Below are 16,042 nucleotides of genomic sequence, written 5' to 3' on the forward strand. Positions count from 1 at the left end.
GACGACGCCCCCGGCCGCATCGCCGTCGGGCCCGACGCCGCGCTCGAGCTGCACGGCGCGGGCCTGCCGGCCTCGGAGCAGCGGCTGCTGCCGGTGGTGGCGACCCAGCTGGCCGCGGCGCTGGAGCACCGCCGCCTCGTCGAGACGGCCCGGGAGGCGGAGACCATCGCGGCCTCGGACCGGGTGCGCGGCGCCCTGCTCTCGGCCCTCAGCCACGACCTGCGCCGCCCCCTCGCGGCCGCGGCGACCGCGGTGGGCGGCCTGCGCGCCGCCGGCGACGCCCTCAGCCCGGCGGACCAGCGGGAGCTCCTGGACACCGCGGAGGAGAGCCTGGGCTCCCTGGGCACCCTCCTGACCGACCTCCTGGACGTCAGCCGTCTCCAGGCCGACGCGCTGACCATCGCCTCGACGCCCCTGGACCCCGCGGACGCGCTCCTCCCCGCCCTGGAGGAGCTGGGACTGGCGCCCGACGACGTCGTCCTCTCGCTCGAGCACGGATCGGCGCAGGTCCTGGCCGACCCCATCCTGCTGCAGCGCGCCGCCGTGAACGTCCTCGCCAACGCCCTGCGCTACGCGCCGCCCGGGACGCCGGTGCGGATCGCCACGAGCGCCTTCGAGGGCCGCGTCGAGATCCGCGTGGTGGACCACGGGCCGGGCATCCCGCCGGAGCGCCGCGACGACGTCTTCCGTCCCTTCCAGCGCCTCGGCGACACCGACAACTCCACCGGCCTGGGGCTGGGGCTGGCCCTCTCGCGGGGCTTCGCGGAGGCCATGCGGGGCACGCTCGAGCCGGAGGACACCCCCGGGGGCGGCCTGACGATGGTCCTGTCGCTGCCCGCCGAGCCGGACCCCGCCGACGTCGCCGCGGTGACGGAGACGGCGGAACGGGCGACGGAGGAGACGGCGGAGCAGATGGCGGAACGGGCGACGGAGCGGACGGAGAAGGAGACGCCGGTTCGGACGACGAAGGAGACGCCGCAGCAGACGACGGAGAGGCGCGAGCCGTGAAGATCCTCATCGCCGACGACGACCCCCGGCTCGTGCGGGCCCTGCGCATCACCCTGACCGCCAAGGGGTACGACGTCGTGACCGCGGCCGACGGCGAGGCGGCCCTCGAGGCGGCGGTCGCGGAGCGCCCCGACGCGTACCTGATCGACCTCGGCATGCCGCGCCTCGACGGCGTCGAGGTCATCCGCGCGATCCGCGGCTGGTCGGACGCGCCCATCCTGGTGGTCTCGGGGCGCGCGGGCTCCCCCGACAAGGTCCAGGCCCTCGACGCCGGCGCCGACGACTACGTGACCAAGCCCTTCTCGGTGCCCGAGCTGCTCGCGCGGCTGCGAGCCCTGTCCCGGCGCGCGCGGCCGCGGGAGTTCGACGCCGTCGCCCGCCTCGGCTCCATCACGGTGGACCTCGCGGCCCGGACGGTGACCGACGCCGCCCAGGAGCCGCCGCTCGCCATCCGCCTCACCCCGACGGAGTGGCAGGTCATCGAGCTGCTGATGCGCAGCCCCGGGCAGCTGGTGACCCGCCGGACGCTGCTGACGAGCATCTGGGGACGCGAGCACGCCGCGGACACCGGGTACCTGCGCCTCTACCTCTCCCAGCTGCGCAAGAAGCTGGAGCCGCGTCCGGCGGAGCCGCGCTACCTGATCACCGTGCCGGGCATGGGGTACCGGCTGCGGCCGGACGTGTAGGCGGGGCGCCCGGGTGCCGGACCGCTCCCGACCGTGGGGGAACCGGCTCTCACCCCGCTCCGGCGCCACCGCCCGGATGCCCTGGGGCGCCCGGCCCGAGGACGCAGTCCACGGCCATGCCGAGCACCTCGCGCTCCGTGCGCGGGTCGGCCGCCTCGGAGGGGAGCGCCTGCGCGATCGAGACGCCGTCGACCACCGTCATCAGAAACCGCGCGCGGCGAGCGTTGTCGCCCGGGGGGACGGCGCCCTCGTCCCGCAAGACGTTGAGGCAGTACTCGACGCGGCGATGCAGCTCCCGGTCGATCGCCGCGTACTCGGCGCGGATCGCGGCGGTCGGCTCCGGACGGATGTACCGTTCGACGACCGTGAGCCAGGCCTCGCGCGCCCCGCCCGCGGCCTCGGCCCCCTCGGGCGCCAGCAGCCGCCGGAGGCAGGAGAGCAGACGCTCGCGCGCGGGGATCGAGGAGTCGTGGAGGCTCCCCTCGGGCAGCACCATGTCGTAGACGATCGCCAGGACCGCGTCCATGAGCTCGCGCTGCGTCGGGAAGTGGTGCCGCAGCGAACCGGTGCTGACCCCCGCCCGCGCCGCGACCCCGCGGACGCTGAGCGCCGCGCCGGGACCTTCCCCGAGCATCGACGCGGCCGCCCACAGGATGCGGTCCCTGCTCCCGAGGCCCTCCGGTGGACCCTGACTCATCCGAACCTCCCAATACGCCGTGCTAGTACACCGTGATACTATCATCGCATCCGGACCAACACGGTGTGTTGGTCGAGACGACGACCAGTGGGAGGCCCGCAGATGCTCGAGGACTGGACGCGACGCAGGGCCGCCCGGCGCGTGGAGGGCGGCGACGACCGGCCCCTCCAGCCCTTTCGCTGGTGGCATCTCCTCGCGGGGCGCAAGCTGCTCTATCTCCCCGCGTCGCCCGCGGAGGGCCGGGACGCGGACTACGCCGTCGACATCCGGCACTGGGGCAAGCAGGGCGGCGAGGAGGGGGCCCGGGCGCACCTGTACCGCGACGGCAAGCATCGCGCGCAGTCCCGGCTCCCCGCCGGATTCCCCGTGGAGGGCGGCACGCTGGAGGTGGCCATGAGCGACGTCGGCCTCAAGCGCGCCCGCTACGTGACGGAGGACGGCGCGCGCCGCCAGCTCACGCCGGACCCGCGCTCGGCGGTCGGGCGGCGCCTGCGCTTCGACCGCGAGCACCCGGTGGCCGGGCGGTGGATCGGGGCAGTCTCCGTGCTGCTGCTCCTGGTCGGCGTCGGGTTGAACCTGCTGCAGATCGCGGAGCCGGTCTCCGAGATCCCGCCGATCGCGGAGAGCATCGGAACCTTCGAGTCACCGGTCCGCCTGCCGCTCTGGCTGAACGTGACGCTCGGGATCGGCGCCGCGCTGGGCAGCATGGAGCGCGGGCTGCGGCTGCGCTATCACTGGCTGCTCGACGGCGCGGGCGCCTAGGCCCGCGCCGACCACGGGGAGGGAGACCGGCCGGCCGTGGGCGAGACCTGACCGCCGGGTCCGGCTGTCCGGCTGCTGGCATCCGGCTGATCGGACGTCGGGACCCGATCGACCGGCGGTCGGCACGCGGCCGATCGGCCGCCGGGCTCCGACGCCCGCGGCACCCCGGCGCGCTACCCCGTCGGGCTCGCGCCGCCCCAGGCCCGGCTGTAGAAGGACCCGGACCGCGACTCCAGCAGCTCGGCGTAGGCGCTGTCGTCCAGGGCCTGGGCCGAGCCCTCCGGGACCGTCCCGGCGAAGGCGGAGACGCCCAGTCCCGCCTCCCGGTTCCTGATCTCCAGGCCGGCCGCCTCCAGGACGGTCGGGTACATGCTCAGCTGGTCCACGCGGGGCCGCAGCTGCGACTCGCGGTCCTGTCCGGGGACCCAGATGCGGTTGAAGATCGTGCGGTTCTCGTGGTGGTCGAGCTGCTCGTGGAAGGCGTCGCCGGCGCTCATGTGCTTGAGGTGGTCACCCATGATGACCACGGCGGTGTCCTCGAGGTAGCCCTGCTGCTCCAGGTAGTCGACGAAGCCGGCGACCTGGGTCATGGAGCACTCGAAGGCGGAGGTCACGTCGCTCTCCGTGTCCACGTCGCAGTAGTCGTAGATGTGGACGGGCTCGTGGGTGTCCAGCGTCAGCATGGAGAGGTTGAAGGGCTGGCCCGTCTCCTCGGACTGGGCGTGCAGCGCGTCGACCTCCTCCCGTGCGTGGGCCATCAGGCGCTCGTCGCTGAGGCCCCAGTCGCCGCGGAAGTTCTCCTCCGGCTCGCCGGCGGCCCGCCAGTCGTCGAGGTCCTTCTGCTCGGTGTAGCCGTGGCCGCCCAGGAACACGTCCTTCGCGGCGAAGGAGCCATTGGCGCCGCCGATGAAGGAGTTGGTGTACCCGTGCTCCCCGAGGACGTCGCCCAGGCAGGTCAGCCCGCCCAGGTAGCTCCCTTCGGTCCCCTGGTCCTCGAGCGCGACGCTGCTCGACGCGGAGCCGGTCCCCTTCAGCGGGACGCCGCACTGCGTCGAGGTCAGCCCGGCCATGGTCCAGCCGCCGCCGTCGTACTGCTGGAAGTCCTCGATGCTCTGCCAGCCGTCCTCGCCCCGGGTCGCCTCCTGGAGCGGGGCGAAGGCGTTCTTCTCGAAGAGCTGGTCGTCCGCGAGCGTGGCCTCGCCCGACTCGAGGTAGATCTGCACCACGTTGCGCTTGCCCGAGTCGTCCGTGACCTCGGGCTCGGCGTAGTAGTCGTCCAGCTCGTAGTCGGAGTTCGCGGACTTGATGTAGTCCCGCATGCCCACCGTGGTGGAGAAGGCGGTGGTGCCGGCGACGACCAGCGCACCGACCATGACCGTGGAGACGGATCGGGCGATCCACCGGGTCCGGCGCGTCCGGGTGATGTCACGACGCCGACGCCGGCGGCGCCGCAGGAGCTGCCACAGCAGGATCCCCCCGGTGACGACGACGGGCACGACGCCGATCCAGATGATGCCCATCCACACGATGGAACCGCCGCCGCCGTCGGTCTGCACGGAGACGAGGTTCAGCAGCATCTGCCCCACCGAGATCTCGCCCCAGTAGTGGCGGATGCCGACGCCCGCGATCAGCATGGCCAACCCGGCCCAGATCAGGACGTAGACCAGGACGTGGCCGGTCACGACGCCGACTCGGCGGGCAATCTTCAGAATTCGGCCGGAAATGGCAGCACCTCGCGTTCCGGATGCCGCGACGTTCGCCGACCATCCTCGACATCCAACCCGTTCTCGGGCCCACCACATCTTAATGGAGTCGTCGAGGCCGTTCAACTGAAGTTCGCCTGGCAATGGTGCGGCGTACATCTCGGCGTGCGCGCCTGAGGGCACCCTGAAGCGGGCCGGCGGGGCCCATGTCCCCCACCGGCCGGCTGCGCTCCTCTACCGCCCGGTGAGCACCCGCTCGAGGGGGATGCTGCCGTCCTGCCAGGGGGTCAGCGCCCAGATCGCGAGGTAGAGGCCCACGCCGACGAAGGGCAGGGCGAACGCGAGGAGGACGAGCAGGCGGACCAGCCACACGTTGAGTCCCGTGGCGGCGGCGATCCCGCCCCCGATCCCGGCGACGAGGCGGCTGGGCCCGCGGCGGAAGCCGGCGTTCCTGATGGAGTCGAAGAGCTGTCTCATGCCTCCGACCTTACGGGGTGCGGCGGGCGCGCGTCAGTAGAGACGGCTCTACCGCGGGCGGACGGGGTGCGCGGACGGACGAGGCGCCGGGAAGAGATCACCGGCCTGCGTCTCGACAACTCGGCCGGTGAGGGCCTAGTCTGATCGCTTGCGCATCTGGGCGACGTCGTCCGATTCCTTCTCCTGAGAAAGGCGGACCATGCCCGCTCTCGCACCCGCACGCCGCGCCGTCGCCCTCTTCGCCATCGCGCTGGGCGGCTTCGGCATCGGCGTCACCGAATTCGCCTCGATGGGGCTCCTGCCTGAGATCGCCCGCGATCTGCTGCCCGGCTACGAGAGCTCCCCCAGCACCGAGATCGCCCGGGCCGGGCTGCTCATCACCATGTACGCCCTCGGCGTCGTGGTCGGCGCGCCGACCGTCGCCGCGCTCGGCGCCAGGGCCTCGCAGGCGCGCCTGACCTTCCTGCTGCTCGGGCTGTTCATCGTCGGCACGCTGGCCTCCGCGCTCGCACCCACCTTCGAGTGGCTCTCCGCGTTCCGCTTCATCGCAGCACTCCCGCACGGCGCGTACTTCGCCGTGGCCTCCCTCCTGGCCGCGCGGATCATGGGGCCGGGCAGCCAGGGCAAGGGCATCGCGCTCGCCCTCTCGGGGCTGACCGTCGCCAACGTGGTCGGCGTGCCGTTGGCCACGTGGCTGGGCCAGGGCCTCGGCTGGCGCTGGGCCTACGTCATGGTGGCGGGCATCTTCGCCCTGGCGCTCGTGCTCGCGCTCGCAGCGCTCCCCCGCTACCCCGGCGATCCCTCGCGCACCGCGGCCTCCGAGCTGCGCGCGTTCAGGAACGGCCGGATCTGGATCATGATCGCGGTGGGCTCCATCGGCTTCGGCGGGTTCTTCGCGGTGTACTCCTACATCGCCGAGGTCTCCACGCAGGTCGCGGGTCTCTCGGCCGGGACCGTCCCCTGGGTGCTGGCAGTCATGGGCGTGGGCATGACCCTCGGCAACGTGGTCGGCGGCTGGGCCACCGACCGGAACCTCACCCGGACCATCGTCTTCGGCTTCTCCGCCATGATCGCCGCGCTCGTGCTGTACACGCTGCTCGCCTCGACCGCCGTCGGCCTCTTCGCCACGGTGTTCCTGATCGGCGCGATGCAGTCGATCCTCATCCCGTCCATCCAGGCCCGGCTGATCCGCATCGCCGACGAGGCGGCGCTTCTCGGCGCGGCGGTGAACCACTCGGCGTTCAACGTCGGCAACGCCCTCGGAGCTGCCCTGGGCGGCGCCTCCATCGCCGCCGGCTTCGGCTACCTGTCCCCCGGCTGGGTGGGCGTGGGACTGGCCGCGGTGGGCATGCTCCTCGCGCTGGTCAGCCTGTCCGTCACGCGCCGCGACAAGCGCGCGGACCTCAACACGGTCGGCATCAGCGTGATCGACGGGCCGCGGCGGTAGCGGGCCGAGGCAGCAGCTGACCGAGGGGCGCCTCCCGCGCGACGCCGTCGAGGCGGCGACCGCCGGAAGGCGCCCCATCCTTCACGCCCGAGGGGACGAGGGAGCGTCTAGGATGGATGTCGTGCCGACTGAGCCCAGCCGGCAGGGCATCCGGCCCGCACGCCAGACGGGAGCGATCTCGCTCCCCCGGCGGCTCCACGCTCATGCCATCGCCCGCGCGCGTCGAACCGCTCGCGGCCCCGGAGGGAGGCGCCTCGGGATGCCAGGAGAAGAAGGGACCTCACATGCTCCGCACCGTACTCGGCGGGAAGATCCACCGGGCCACCGTCACCCAGGCCGACCTGCACTACGTCGGATCGATCACCATCGACGCCGACCTCGTCCGGGCGGCGGGGCTCATCGAGGGTGAGCAGGTGCAGATCGTGGACATCACGAACGGCGCCCGGCTCGAGACCTACGTGATCGAGGGGCAGTCCGGGGACGGGCGCATCTGCATCAACGGCGCGGCGGCCCACCTCGTGCGGCCCGGCGACCTGGTGATCATCATGTCCTACCTGCTGGCGGACGACGCCGAGCTGGACGGGTACCGGCCCCGCGTGGTGCACGTGGACGCCGAGAACCGCATCCTCGCCCTCGGCGCGGACCCCGCCGAACCGGTGCCCGGCGCGGAGGACCAGCGCCCCTCGCGGGTGGGCTGAGCCGGTCCGCCGGCTGGGGCCGGGGCCGGGGCGGCGCTCTCCCATGACCGCTTCGTGCTTACCACCTCGCGAGGATACCCCTCAGGCGACACCGGACGGGAGCATAGCAAAAGACCCCGCACCGCTTCTGAGGGATGCAGGGTCTCTGCGTTCTGAGTGGAGCTGAGGGGACTCGAACCCCTGACCCCCTGCATGCCATGCAGGTGCGCTACCAGCTGCGCCACAGCCCCAAACTCACCACCGTTTCCGGTGATCCGAAGGCATTTCTTCCTCGCCCCTCCGTGGCAACTCCTCTACTGTAATGGGTCCTCCCGGCCGGGTGCAAATCGGCGCGCGGGGCGTGTCGGCGTCCGGCGCTCGAGGCGGAAACGGCCGGGACCGGGACCGCGGACCGCCGTCCTCCCGCCGGCGTCAGGGCCGGGCCGCATGGCCCGCCCCGGCCCCGGCGAGGGGACGGCGTCGTGCGCTGGTCAGGAGGCCGGCTCCTGGGCGAGCTCGGTCGCCTCGGGGATCTCGGTCACGGCCTCGAGCTCGTTCTCCACGCCCAGCTCGATCCGCGGAGCCTCGCCCCACAGGCGGTCCAGAGCGTAGAAGGCGCGCTCCTCCTCGTGCTGCACGTGCACCACGATGTCGCCGAAGTCGAGGAGGACCCAGCGGCCCTCGGACTTGCCCTCGCGGCGCAGCGGCTTGATGCCGAGCTGCTCGCGGAGCTGGTCCTCGACCTCGTCCACGACGGCGTCGACGATGCGCTCATTGGCCGCGGAGGCGATGAGGAAGCCGTCGATCAGGCCCATGATGTCGGAGACGTCGAACGCGTTGAGCTGGGTCGCGTGCTTCGACTCGGCCGCGCGGGCGGCGAGCTTGAGGGCTTCGATGGATTCGTTGGCTGCAGGCATGGGGTCCTTTCGAGGACGTCGGTATGACGAGTACTGGGGGTCCCGCTCAGGAGGCGGGGACGACGCGGGGCCCGCGTCAGGGCATGAGGAAGACGATGCCGAGCACCACGGCCGCGGCGATCACGAGCACGAGGAGCGTCGCCAGGGCGATCTTCCCGCCGTTGCCGGGCGCCTTCTGGTCCAGACCCGTCAGGTCCAGGCCGTGGGCGTCCATGGCGCTGACGGGCTCGGCGGAGACCGTCTCCGGGGCGACGTCGCGCATCGACCCGGCGCCGGACGGCTCGGGCTCCGCGCTGAGGTCTGGATCCGCCGAGGCGGACGGGACCGCGCGCGGCGTCTCCCCCACCTCGTCGGCCGCCTGCGGCCGGGACCCCCCGGCGTCGCCGCGGCTGCCGAAGACGATCGGCACGCTCATGGTCATTGGACCCAACAGGTTCTCGTCGTAGACGGTGGTCTGGATGTCCGAGCTGGAGAAGCCCGAGAGGTGGGCCGGGTTGATCCCGCCCGTCGGCTGGGCGGCCGTCACGCCGCCGTCGCCGAGGATCTGGCGCCGCACGTCGTCGAGCCGGTTCTCCTCGCGGAAGGGCAGCGCGACGCCGTCGCCGGCCATGAACTGCGCGAACTCCCGCTCGGCGTCCAGCGTGCTGATCGTGCCCCGCTCGGCCAGCGCGGCGAACCGCTGCTGGATGCGGAGGGCGCCGGCGTCGGGCGCGGCGACCGGGACGATCGGCACCCCCTGGGTCTCAGGGGGCGGCGCCTCGCCGCGAAGGCGCGCGAGGTACTCCCGGCGATACCGCATGAGCCGGCGGGGTCCGTAGCCTTCGGGCGCCGGAGGGACCTCCGTGCCGTCCTCGGCCACGTACACCTTCTCCGGCTCGGCGGTGATCTCGGTGGTGGTGGGGCGATCGGTGCTCAGCTGACAACTCCTTGACGTGCTGACGTGCGACGAGACTCAGCTCGTTGACTCCGATTCTACCGCTACCGACTCCGAGCCCGTCCACAGCGGCAGCTGCGCCGGGCTCGGATGACCCGCGCCGCCCCCCGGCTCCCGGGGATCCGCGTAGACCCGGTACTTGTTGATGTACTGCACCACGCCGTCCGGTACCAGGTACCAAACGGGCTTGCCAGCGGCGGAACGGCGCCGGACGTCGGTCGAGGAGATCGCCATGGCGGGGATCTCCAGGAGCCCGACGCCGTGCGCCCGCTCGGGCGCCGCGAGCTCGTGGCCGGGCCGGGTGACGCCCACGAAGTATGCCAGATCCCACATCTGGCCGGCGTCCTTCCACGAGAGGATCTGCGCCATGGCGTCGGCGCCGGTGATGAAGAACAGGTCCGCGTCGGGACGCTGGGCGCTCAGGTCGCGCAGCGTGTCCACCGTGTAGGTGGGCCCCGGGCGGTCGATGTCCACCCGGGAGACCGTGAATCGAGGGTTCGACGCGGTGGCCACCACCGTCATCAGGTAGCGGTGCTCGGCGGCCGAGACCTGCCGGTCCTGCTTCTGCCACGGCTGGCCGGTGGGGACGAAGACGACCTCGTCCAGGTCGAACACGGAGGCCACCTCGCTGGCGGCCACCAGGTGCCCGTGGTGGATGGGGTCGAACGTCCCGCCCATGACTCCCAGGCGCGTGCGCCCGGGGATCCGGGGTGGGACGTTCAGCCCGTCAGAGGGCGATTGCTTCAGGTGCGGGTTCATCCGAGCTCGGTCGATGCGAGGGTGGTGCGCGTCGCGGAGGACGCGGCCTAGCCCTGGCGGGTCTTCGAGTACTCGGACAGCGCGGCCTGCTCCTCGGAGGAGAGGTCCGAGGGGGCGGCGTCCGACCGCGAGACGCCGCGGCCGCCGAACGAGGAGGCCACGAACGCCAGGATGATGAAGGTGGCCATGAACGCGATGGCGAACCAGATCGGCTGCACCGGGAGCTCGTTGACCACGTGGTGGCCTTCCTCGGCGATCACGGTGGCGGCGGAGAGGACGGTGTGCGTCATGACGTCGTTATTCCCTTCGAGCAGCGGCCTCCACGGCCCTGCCTCACGGTCGGTGCGATGGTCTCCGGACCATTCTAGCCCCTGATCTGACCCTCGCCGCGGACGACCCACTGCGTGGAGGTCAGCTGTGCCATGCCCATGGGGCCGCGGGCGTGCAGCTTCTGGGTCGAGATGCCCACCTCGGCGCCCAGGCCCAGCTCGCCGCCGTCGGTGAACCGCGTCGAGGCGTTGACCATGACGGCCGCAGAGTCGACGCGGGCCACGAACTCGTCGGCCACGCGGAGGTCGTTGGTGATGACGGCCTCGGTGTGCCCGGTCGAGTAGCGCTGGATGTGATCCAGGGCGGCCTCGAGGGAGTCGACGACCTTCACGGACATCTCCAGCGCGAGCGACTCGGCCTCCCAGTCCCCGGGCTCGGCGGCGACGACCCGCTCCGAGTAGCCGCCGGCCAGCTCCGCGGCGCGCTCGTCCACGTGCAGCCGCACGTTCTCCTTCAGCAGCCCGGCCAGCACCTCGCGGGCCGCCGGCGCGCCCTCGCGGATGAGCAGGGTCTCCGCCGAGTTGCACGCGGAGGGGCGGTGGATCTTGGAGTTGACGACCAGCGGCGTCGCGGTCTTCGCCTCGGCGGTGGAGTCCAGGTAGACGTGCACGTTGCCCTCGCCGGTCTCGATGACCGGCACCCGGGCGTTGTTGACCACCGACTGGATGAGGTTGTGGCCGCCGCGCGGGATGAGCACGTCGACGCGGCCGCGCGCCTGCATGAGCGCGTTGGCGCCGTCGCGGCCGAACTCGTCCACCGACTGCACGGAGTCCACGGGGAAGCCGGCGCCGTACATGGCGTCCCGGATGATCCCGACCAGCGTCGTGTTGGTCTTCGACGCCGCCGAGCCGCCGCGCAGCATCGCCGCGTTGCCGGACTTGATGGCCAGGCCAGCGATGTCCACGGTCACGTTGGGACGGGCCTCGTAGATCGCGCCGACGACGCCGAGCGGGACCCGGAGCTGCTCCACGCGCAGGCCGTTGGGCAGCGTCTGGCCGTCGATGACCTGGCCGACGGGGTCGGTCTGCGCGGCGAGGCTCTGCAGGGCCGAGATGAGGCCGTCGATCCGCTCATGGTCCAGGCTGAGCCGGTCGAGCAGGTTCTCGGCGAGGCCCTTCTCGCGGCCCCGCTCGACGTCCTGGGCGTTGGAGCGCAGGATCGTCTCGCGGTGGGAGTCGATGGCCTCGGCGATGCGGTGCAGGGCACGGTCCTTGCGGCTCCGGTGCGCCGTCGCCAGGACGCGGGAGGCGGCGCGCGCGTCGTCGGCCATGGCGTTGACGGCGCTCTGCACCTCCTCGGGGACGGTGAACGCGGTCTGGGTCTCTGCGGTGTTTTGCGTCATGCCCCGATGATAGCCGGAGCGGGCCCTCCCGCACCGGGGCGTTTCACTCTGTGCATAACTTCGGCCGGGCCCGTCCCCCGGCCGGTCCGCCGACGCGGGTCCGCCCGCCGGCCGGGCCCGAGGACGGGTTCCCGGACGGCGGGCGGTAGGTCGGCCGGCATGCGGGCCGGTCGGCGGAAGCGGCGGGTGCATCAAGCCGGCCGGCGGCCGTTCAGCGCTTGGAGCGCCTGTTGGTCAGCAGCGCCAGGTTGTCCACGTGGACCACGACGCCGTCGTGCTCGTCCCCGAGCTCGTCCATCGCCTCGTCCGTGTGCTTGCCGGCGATCCGGTGCATGTCGTCGCTCGAGTAGGCCGCGATGCCGTTGGCCACGGGCTTGCCGTCCTGGTCCCTCAGCGAGATGGGCTCCCCCGGGCGGAAGACGCCCTCGACGTCGGTCACGCCCGCCGCGAGCAGCGAGGTGCGGCGGCGGATGGCCTTGACCGCGCCGGCGTCGAGGGTCAGCGAGCCCTTGGTCTTGGCCAGCTGCGTGAGCCAGACCAGGCGCACCGAGCGGCGGCCGCCGGTGGGGGTGAACCAGGTGCCGACGTCCTCGCCGGCCAGCGCGGCGGCCGCGTTGGCGGTGGAGGTCACCAGCGCGGGGATGCCGGAGCTCGCCGCGATCTTGGCGGCCTCGACCTTGGTGACCATGCCGCCCGAGCCGACGCCGGCCCGGCCGATGGTCCCGATCTCCACGCCCTCGAGGTCCTTGACCGGGTCGTTGACCTCGTCGATGCGCGTGCCGCCCTCGGCGGGGTGCTTGGTGTAGAGCGCGTCGACGTCGGAGAGCAGCAGCAGCGCGTCGGCCTTGATCGTGTGGGCCACCAGGGCCGCGATCCGGTCGTTGTCGCCGAACTTGATCTCGTGGGTCGCGACGGCGTCGTTCTCGTTGACGATCGGCAGGACGTCGAGGTCCAGCAGCCGCTCCAGCTGGCGGTGCGCGTTGTGGTAGCGGTTGCGGTGCATGAGGTCCTCGGCGGTCACGAGCACCTGGGAGATGGTCACGTTGTAGCGCGAGAAGATCTCGGTGTACCGGTTCATGATCAGCGACTGCCCCACCGCGGCGGCCGCCTGCTGGGTCGCGAGGTCCTTGGGCCGGCGGGTCAGGCCCAGCGGCGCAAGGCCCGCGGCGATCGCGCCCGAGGACACGAAGACGACCTCGACGCCGCGCGCGTGCGTCTTGGCGAGCACGTCCGCGATCGTGGCGACCGCGAGCTCGTCGAGGGAGTTGACGATCGAGGTCAGCGAGGAGGAGCCGACCTTCACCACCACGCGGCGGGCGCTGGGGATGTCGGCGCGGGTCTTGATCGGGCTGACCCGGTTCTTTCCTCGCGACTCGGCGGAGCGGCGGACCGCCGCCTGTCCCAGTTTGGCGTTGGACGTCTTGGTCATGTTCTGCGTCATGCTCCTCCCGCGGCGGCCTCCGGGCACGGATCACCGCCGCGATCGATGTGTTTTCTCGAACAGTCTATGGGGGTGGGGCTCAGCCCTCGGTCTGCGGGTCGGAGTCGGGGCGATCCTCGGAGCGCGCGGCGCGGCGGGCGCGGGCCGCCTCCACGGACTCGGTCCACTTCCCGGCGCGGCGCTCGGTCTCGAGCTCCTCGCGGGCCGCGGCGCGGGCGTCCTTGCGCTCCTGGTAGTCCTCGCGCTTCTCGGCGCGGGTCGGGCGGACGAGCTCCTCGAGGCGGGCGTCGGTGCCGCGGGGGCTCGTGAGCAGCTCGGCGCCGCTCATCATGGTGGGCTCCCAGTCGAAGATCACCGAGTCGGTGGCGTCGCCGATCACGACGGCGTCGCCCGGGCGCGCGCCCTGCTTGAACAGGGCGTCCTCCACGCCGAGCTTGGCCAGGCGGTCGGCGAGGTAGCCCACGGCCTCGTCGTTGTTGAAGTCCGTCTGCTGGATCCACCGCTCCGGCTTCTCCCCCAGCACGCGGTACAGCGGCTCGAGGTTGCGCTCCTCGCGGCGGATGGTGAACTCCTGGGCGCGGCGGCGCGAGAAGCCCTTGGGCCGCAGCACGGGCTCCGGCTCCACGGCGTCCTCCGCGACGGCGTCGCGGCGCGCCTGGTCGACCAGCTGGGCCATCGCGAAGCTCAGCTGGCGCAGGCCCTCGTGGGAGGCGGTGGAGATCTCGAAGACGCGCAGGCCGCGGGACTCCAGCTCGGGGCGGACGAAGTCGGCGAGCTCGCGGGCCTCGGGGACGTCCACCTTGTTGAGCACCACCAGGTGGGGGCGCTCGACCAGCGGCGTGGAAGTCGCGGCCGAGGGGTCGACCTCGTAGCGGGACAGCTCGGTCTCGATGACCTCGAAGTCGCTGATGGGGTCGCGGCGCGGCTCGAGGGTCGCGCAGTCGATCACGTGCACGATCGCCGCGCAGCGCTCGACGTGGCGCAGGAAGCGCTGGCCGAGGCCGCGCCCCTCGGAGGCGCCCTCGATCAGCCCGGGCACGTCGGCCACGGTGAAGCGCACGTCGCCGGCCTCCACGACGCCGAGGTTGGGCACCAGCGTCGTGAACGGGTAGTCGGCGATCTTGGGGCGCGCGGCGGACATCGCGGCGATCAGCGAGGACTTGCCAGCCGAGGGGTAGCCGACGAGCGCGACGTCGGCGATGGACTTCAGCTCCAGGACGAGGTCGCGGGCGCTGCCGGGCACGCCGAGCAGCGCGAAGCCGGGGGCCTTGCGCTTGGGCGAGGCGAGGGCCGCGTTGCCGAGGCCGCCCATGCCGCCCTTCGCGGCGACGAACTCGTCGCCCTCGCGCGCCAGGTCGGCCAGGACCTCGCCGTCGTGGGACTTCACGACCGTTCCCTGCGGCACGGAGAGGACGAGGTCCTGACCGTGGGAGCCGTGGCTGAGGTCGCCGCGCCCGACGTCGCCCTTGGGCGCGGTCTGGTGCGGCGAGTGGTGGTACTCCAGCAGCGTCGTGGACTGGCCGTCGACGCGGAGGATCACCGAGCCGCCGTTGCCGCCGTTGCCGCCGTCGGGCCCGCCCAGCGGCTTGAACTTCTCCCGACGGACGGAGACGCAGCCATGGCCCCCGGTTCCGCCGCTCGCGTGCAGCACGACCCGGTCCACAAAACTTGCCACGAATCTCTCCTCGGTTGATCGGGGGGACGCCCCCGGGCGGCGGGGGCTCTCCCCTGCGAGTCTACGGAGTTAAAGAGAAAGAGGGCAGCAACCCTGCAGGAATGCTGCCCTCTTCCCGGGACCGGCGCGCCGGTCCCGTCAGCTGGCCTTCGCGGGGAGGACTACTCCGCCGCCGCCAGGATGTTGACGACCTTGCGGCCGCGCCGGCGGCCGAACTCGACCTGACCTGCGGCCAGGGCGAACAGCGTGTCGTCGCCGCCACGGCCCACGTTCTCACCGGGGTGGAAGTGGGTGCCGCGCTGGCGGACGATGATCTCGCCGGCGTTGACGGCCTGGCCGCCGAAGCGCTTCACGCCCAGGTACTGGGGGTTCGAGTCGCGGCCGTTACGGGTTGAGCTTGCACCTTTTTTGTGTGCCATACCTGCCTACCTTGGTTTTCTACTTCTCCGGGACGCTTCCGGAAGCTGACGGGTGGTTAGGAGTCGATCGCGGTGATCTTGACCTTGGTCAGATCGGCGCGGAAGCCCTGACGCTTCTTGTAGCCCGTCTTGTTCTTGTACTTCTGGATGACGATCTTCGGACCGCGGAGGTCCTCGACCTTCTCGGCGGTGACCTTGGCGGAGGTCAGGGCCTTGGCATCGGCGGTGACCTTCTCGCCGTCGACCAGCATCAGGACGGGCAGCTCGATGGTGCTGCCGGCCTCACCGGCGACGCGGTCAAGGGTAACGAGGTCTCCAACGGAAACCTTTTCCTGGCGGCCGCCAGCGCGGACAATCGCGTACACCACTTGGGACTCACTTCTCTCGACGTTGTATGTACAAAGTTTCTGGGAGAGCACGGCTACCGACTCTCGAGGCGCCTCGTCCATACCGAGGCCTCAGCTCGCCGCCCGCCTTTTCAGCGGGACGCGCCGTCGCCTGCTCTCTCATGCTCATTCGCTGATCTCTGCCCGTCGGTTGTGCGGTCCCGGGTGGAGGCCCGAGCGAGAGGTGGCAATGAGCACCGACATATAAGGTTACGACACGCCCGCGTGACCGGCAAGTGAAGACGGCACGTGTCGCCCGCCGAAACGGGCGACACGTGTCACATCCAGCCCCGCCGGATCACCTGGTCCGGCGGATGTCCTCGGCCTTGACGCCGACGCCGAGCATGCTGACCCCGGCCTCCGACTCGGCCTTCCGCTCCCC

At 72.0% G+C, this 16,042-nt stretch carries 17 protein-coding genes and 1 tRNA gene; 5 read left to right on the forward strand and 13 right to left on the reverse strand.

Annotation, left to right across the window (positions count from 1 at the left end; all coding sequences use genetic code 11):
- On the forward strand, window positions 1-1,008 hold a 1,008-nt coding region (locus NBM05_RS14170; RefSeq protein WP_254168789.1), incomplete at its 5' end, for a sensor histidine kinase.
- The gene (locus NBM05_RS14175) at window positions 1,005-1,694 is read left to right on the forward strand and encodes a response regulator (protein WP_254168791.1); all 690 of its coding nucleotides are present in this window, start codon (window positions 1,005-1,007) and stop codon (window positions 1,692-1,694) included. The genes NBM05_RS14170 and NBM05_RS14175, both read left to right, overlap by 4 nt.
- Before the next feature lie 49 nt (window positions 1,695-1,743).
- Here the strand turns inward: NBM05_RS14175 and NBM05_RS14180 are convergent, their stop codons facing one another.
- Window positions 1,744-2,391 (reverse strand): TetR family transcriptional regulator, encoded by a 648-nt coding sequence (locus NBM05_RS14180; RefSeq protein WP_254168793.1) that lies wholly within the window; start codon window positions 2,389-2,391, stop codon window positions 1,744-1,746.
- A gap of 102 nt (window positions 2,392-2,493) precedes the next feature.
- Here NBM05_RS14180 and NBM05_RS14185 point away from each other — a divergent pair, with 102 nt between their 5' ends.
- The gene (locus NBM05_RS14185) at window positions 2,494-3,153 is read left to right on the forward strand and encodes a hypothetical protein (protein WP_254168795.1); all 660 of its coding nucleotides are present in this window, start codon (window positions 2,494-2,496) and stop codon (window positions 3,151-3,153) included.
- Window positions 3,154-3,326: 173 nt separating this feature from the next.
- Here NBM05_RS14185 and NBM05_RS14190 read toward each other — a convergent pair whose 3' ends face one another.
- Together NBM05_RS14190 and NBM05_RS14195 are read right to left on the reverse strand one after the other, a co-directional pair.
- Entirely contained in the window at window positions 3,327-4,835 is a 1,509-nt protein-coding gene (locus tag NBM05_RS14190) for an LTA synthase family protein (protein ID WP_254168797.1), read from the reverse strand.
- Window positions 4,836-5,090: 255 nt separating this feature from the next.
- Window positions 5,091-5,333 (reverse strand): PspC domain-containing protein, encoded by a 243-nt coding sequence (locus tag NBM05_RS14195; protein ID WP_254168799.1) that lies wholly within the window; start codon window positions 5,331-5,333, stop codon window positions 5,091-5,093.
- 199 nt (window positions 5,334-5,532) lie between these two features.
- On the opposite strand from NBM05_RS14195, the gene NBM05_RS14200 reads away from it, so the two are divergent.
- A complete protein-coding gene (locus NBM05_RS14200; RefSeq protein ID WP_254168802.1) occupies window positions 5,533-6,780 on the forward strand; it encodes an MFS transporter in 1,248 nt (415 codons plus the stop codon).
- Window positions 6,781-7,064: 284 nt separating this feature from the next.
- Window positions 7,065-7,478, forward strand: coding sequence for an aspartate 1-decarboxylase (panD, locus tag NBM05_RS14205; RefSeq protein WP_254168804.1), 414 nt, complete (start codon window positions 7,065-7,067; stop codon window positions 7,476-7,478).
- A 157-nt stretch (window positions 7,479-7,635) separates the two neighbouring features.
- Here panD and NBM05_RS14210 read toward each other — a convergent pair.
- From NBM05_RS14210 to rplU, 10 genes are all read right to left on the reverse strand, one after another.
- A tRNA-Ala gene (locus tag NBM05_RS14210) sits at window positions 7,636-7,708 on the reverse strand.
- 240 nt (window positions 7,709-7,948) lie between these two features.
- On the reverse strand, window positions 7,949-8,374 hold the full coding sequence (rsfS, locus tag NBM05_RS14215) for a ribosome silencing factor (protein ID WP_254168806.1): 426 nt from the start codon (window positions 8,372-8,374) through the stop codon (window positions 7,949-7,951).
- A gap of 76 nt (window positions 8,375-8,450) precedes the next feature.
- Window positions 8,451-9,107 (reverse strand): hypothetical protein, encoded by a 657-nt coding sequence (locus NBM05_RS14220; RefSeq protein ID WP_254168808.1) that lies wholly within the window; start codon window positions 9,105-9,107, stop codon window positions 8,451-8,453.
- 219 nt (window positions 9,108-9,326) lie between these two features.
- Entirely contained in the window at window positions 9,327-10,067 is a 741-nt protein-coding gene (nadD, locus tag NBM05_RS14225) for a nicotinate-nucleotide adenylyltransferase (protein ID WP_302184052.1), read from the reverse strand.
- Window positions 10,068-10,114: 47 nt separating this feature from the next.
- A complete protein-coding gene (locus NBM05_RS14230; protein WP_254168818.1) occupies window positions 10,115-10,357 on the reverse strand; it encodes a hypothetical protein in 243 nt (80 codons plus the stop codon).
- Window positions 10,358-10,431: 74 nt separating this feature from the next.
- Window positions 10,432-11,739, reverse strand: coding sequence for a glutamate-5-semialdehyde dehydrogenase (locus NBM05_RS14235; RefSeq protein ID WP_254168820.1), 1,308 nt, complete (start codon window positions 11,737-11,739; stop codon window positions 10,432-10,434).
- A 211-nt stretch (window positions 11,740-11,950) separates the two neighbouring features.
- Window positions 11,951-13,180, reverse strand: a complete 1,230-nt coding sequence (proB, locus tag NBM05_RS14240; protein ID WP_254168822.1) for a glutamate 5-kinase — start codon at window positions 13,178-13,180, stop codon at window positions 11,951-11,953.
- A gap of 79 nt (window positions 13,181-13,259) precedes the next feature.
- Window positions 13,260-14,855, reverse strand: coding sequence for a GTPase ObgE (gene obgE / locus NBM05_RS14245; protein ID WP_254168825.1), 1,596 nt, complete (start codon window positions 14,853-14,855; stop codon window positions 13,260-13,262).
- Window positions 14,856-15,016: 161 nt separating this feature from the next.
- The gene (rpmA, locus tag NBM05_RS14250; RefSeq protein ID WP_254168827.1) at window positions 15,017-15,274 is read right to left on the reverse strand and encodes a 50S ribosomal protein L27; all 258 of its coding nucleotides are present in this window, start codon (window positions 15,272-15,274) and stop codon (window positions 15,017-15,019) included.
- 56 nt (window positions 15,275-15,330) lie between these two features.
- Window positions 15,331-15,642 (reverse strand): 50S ribosomal protein L21, encoded by a 312-nt coding sequence (rplU, locus tag NBM05_RS14255; RefSeq protein ID WP_254168829.1) that lies wholly within the window; start codon window positions 15,640-15,642, stop codon window positions 15,331-15,333.
- Between the last annotated feature and the right edge of the window lie 400 nt (window positions 15,643-16,042).

The organism is Rothia santali (genome assembly GCF_024199905.1).
GTDB lineage: Bacteria > Actinomycetota > Actinomycetes > Actinomycetales > Micrococcaceae > Rothia > Rothia santali.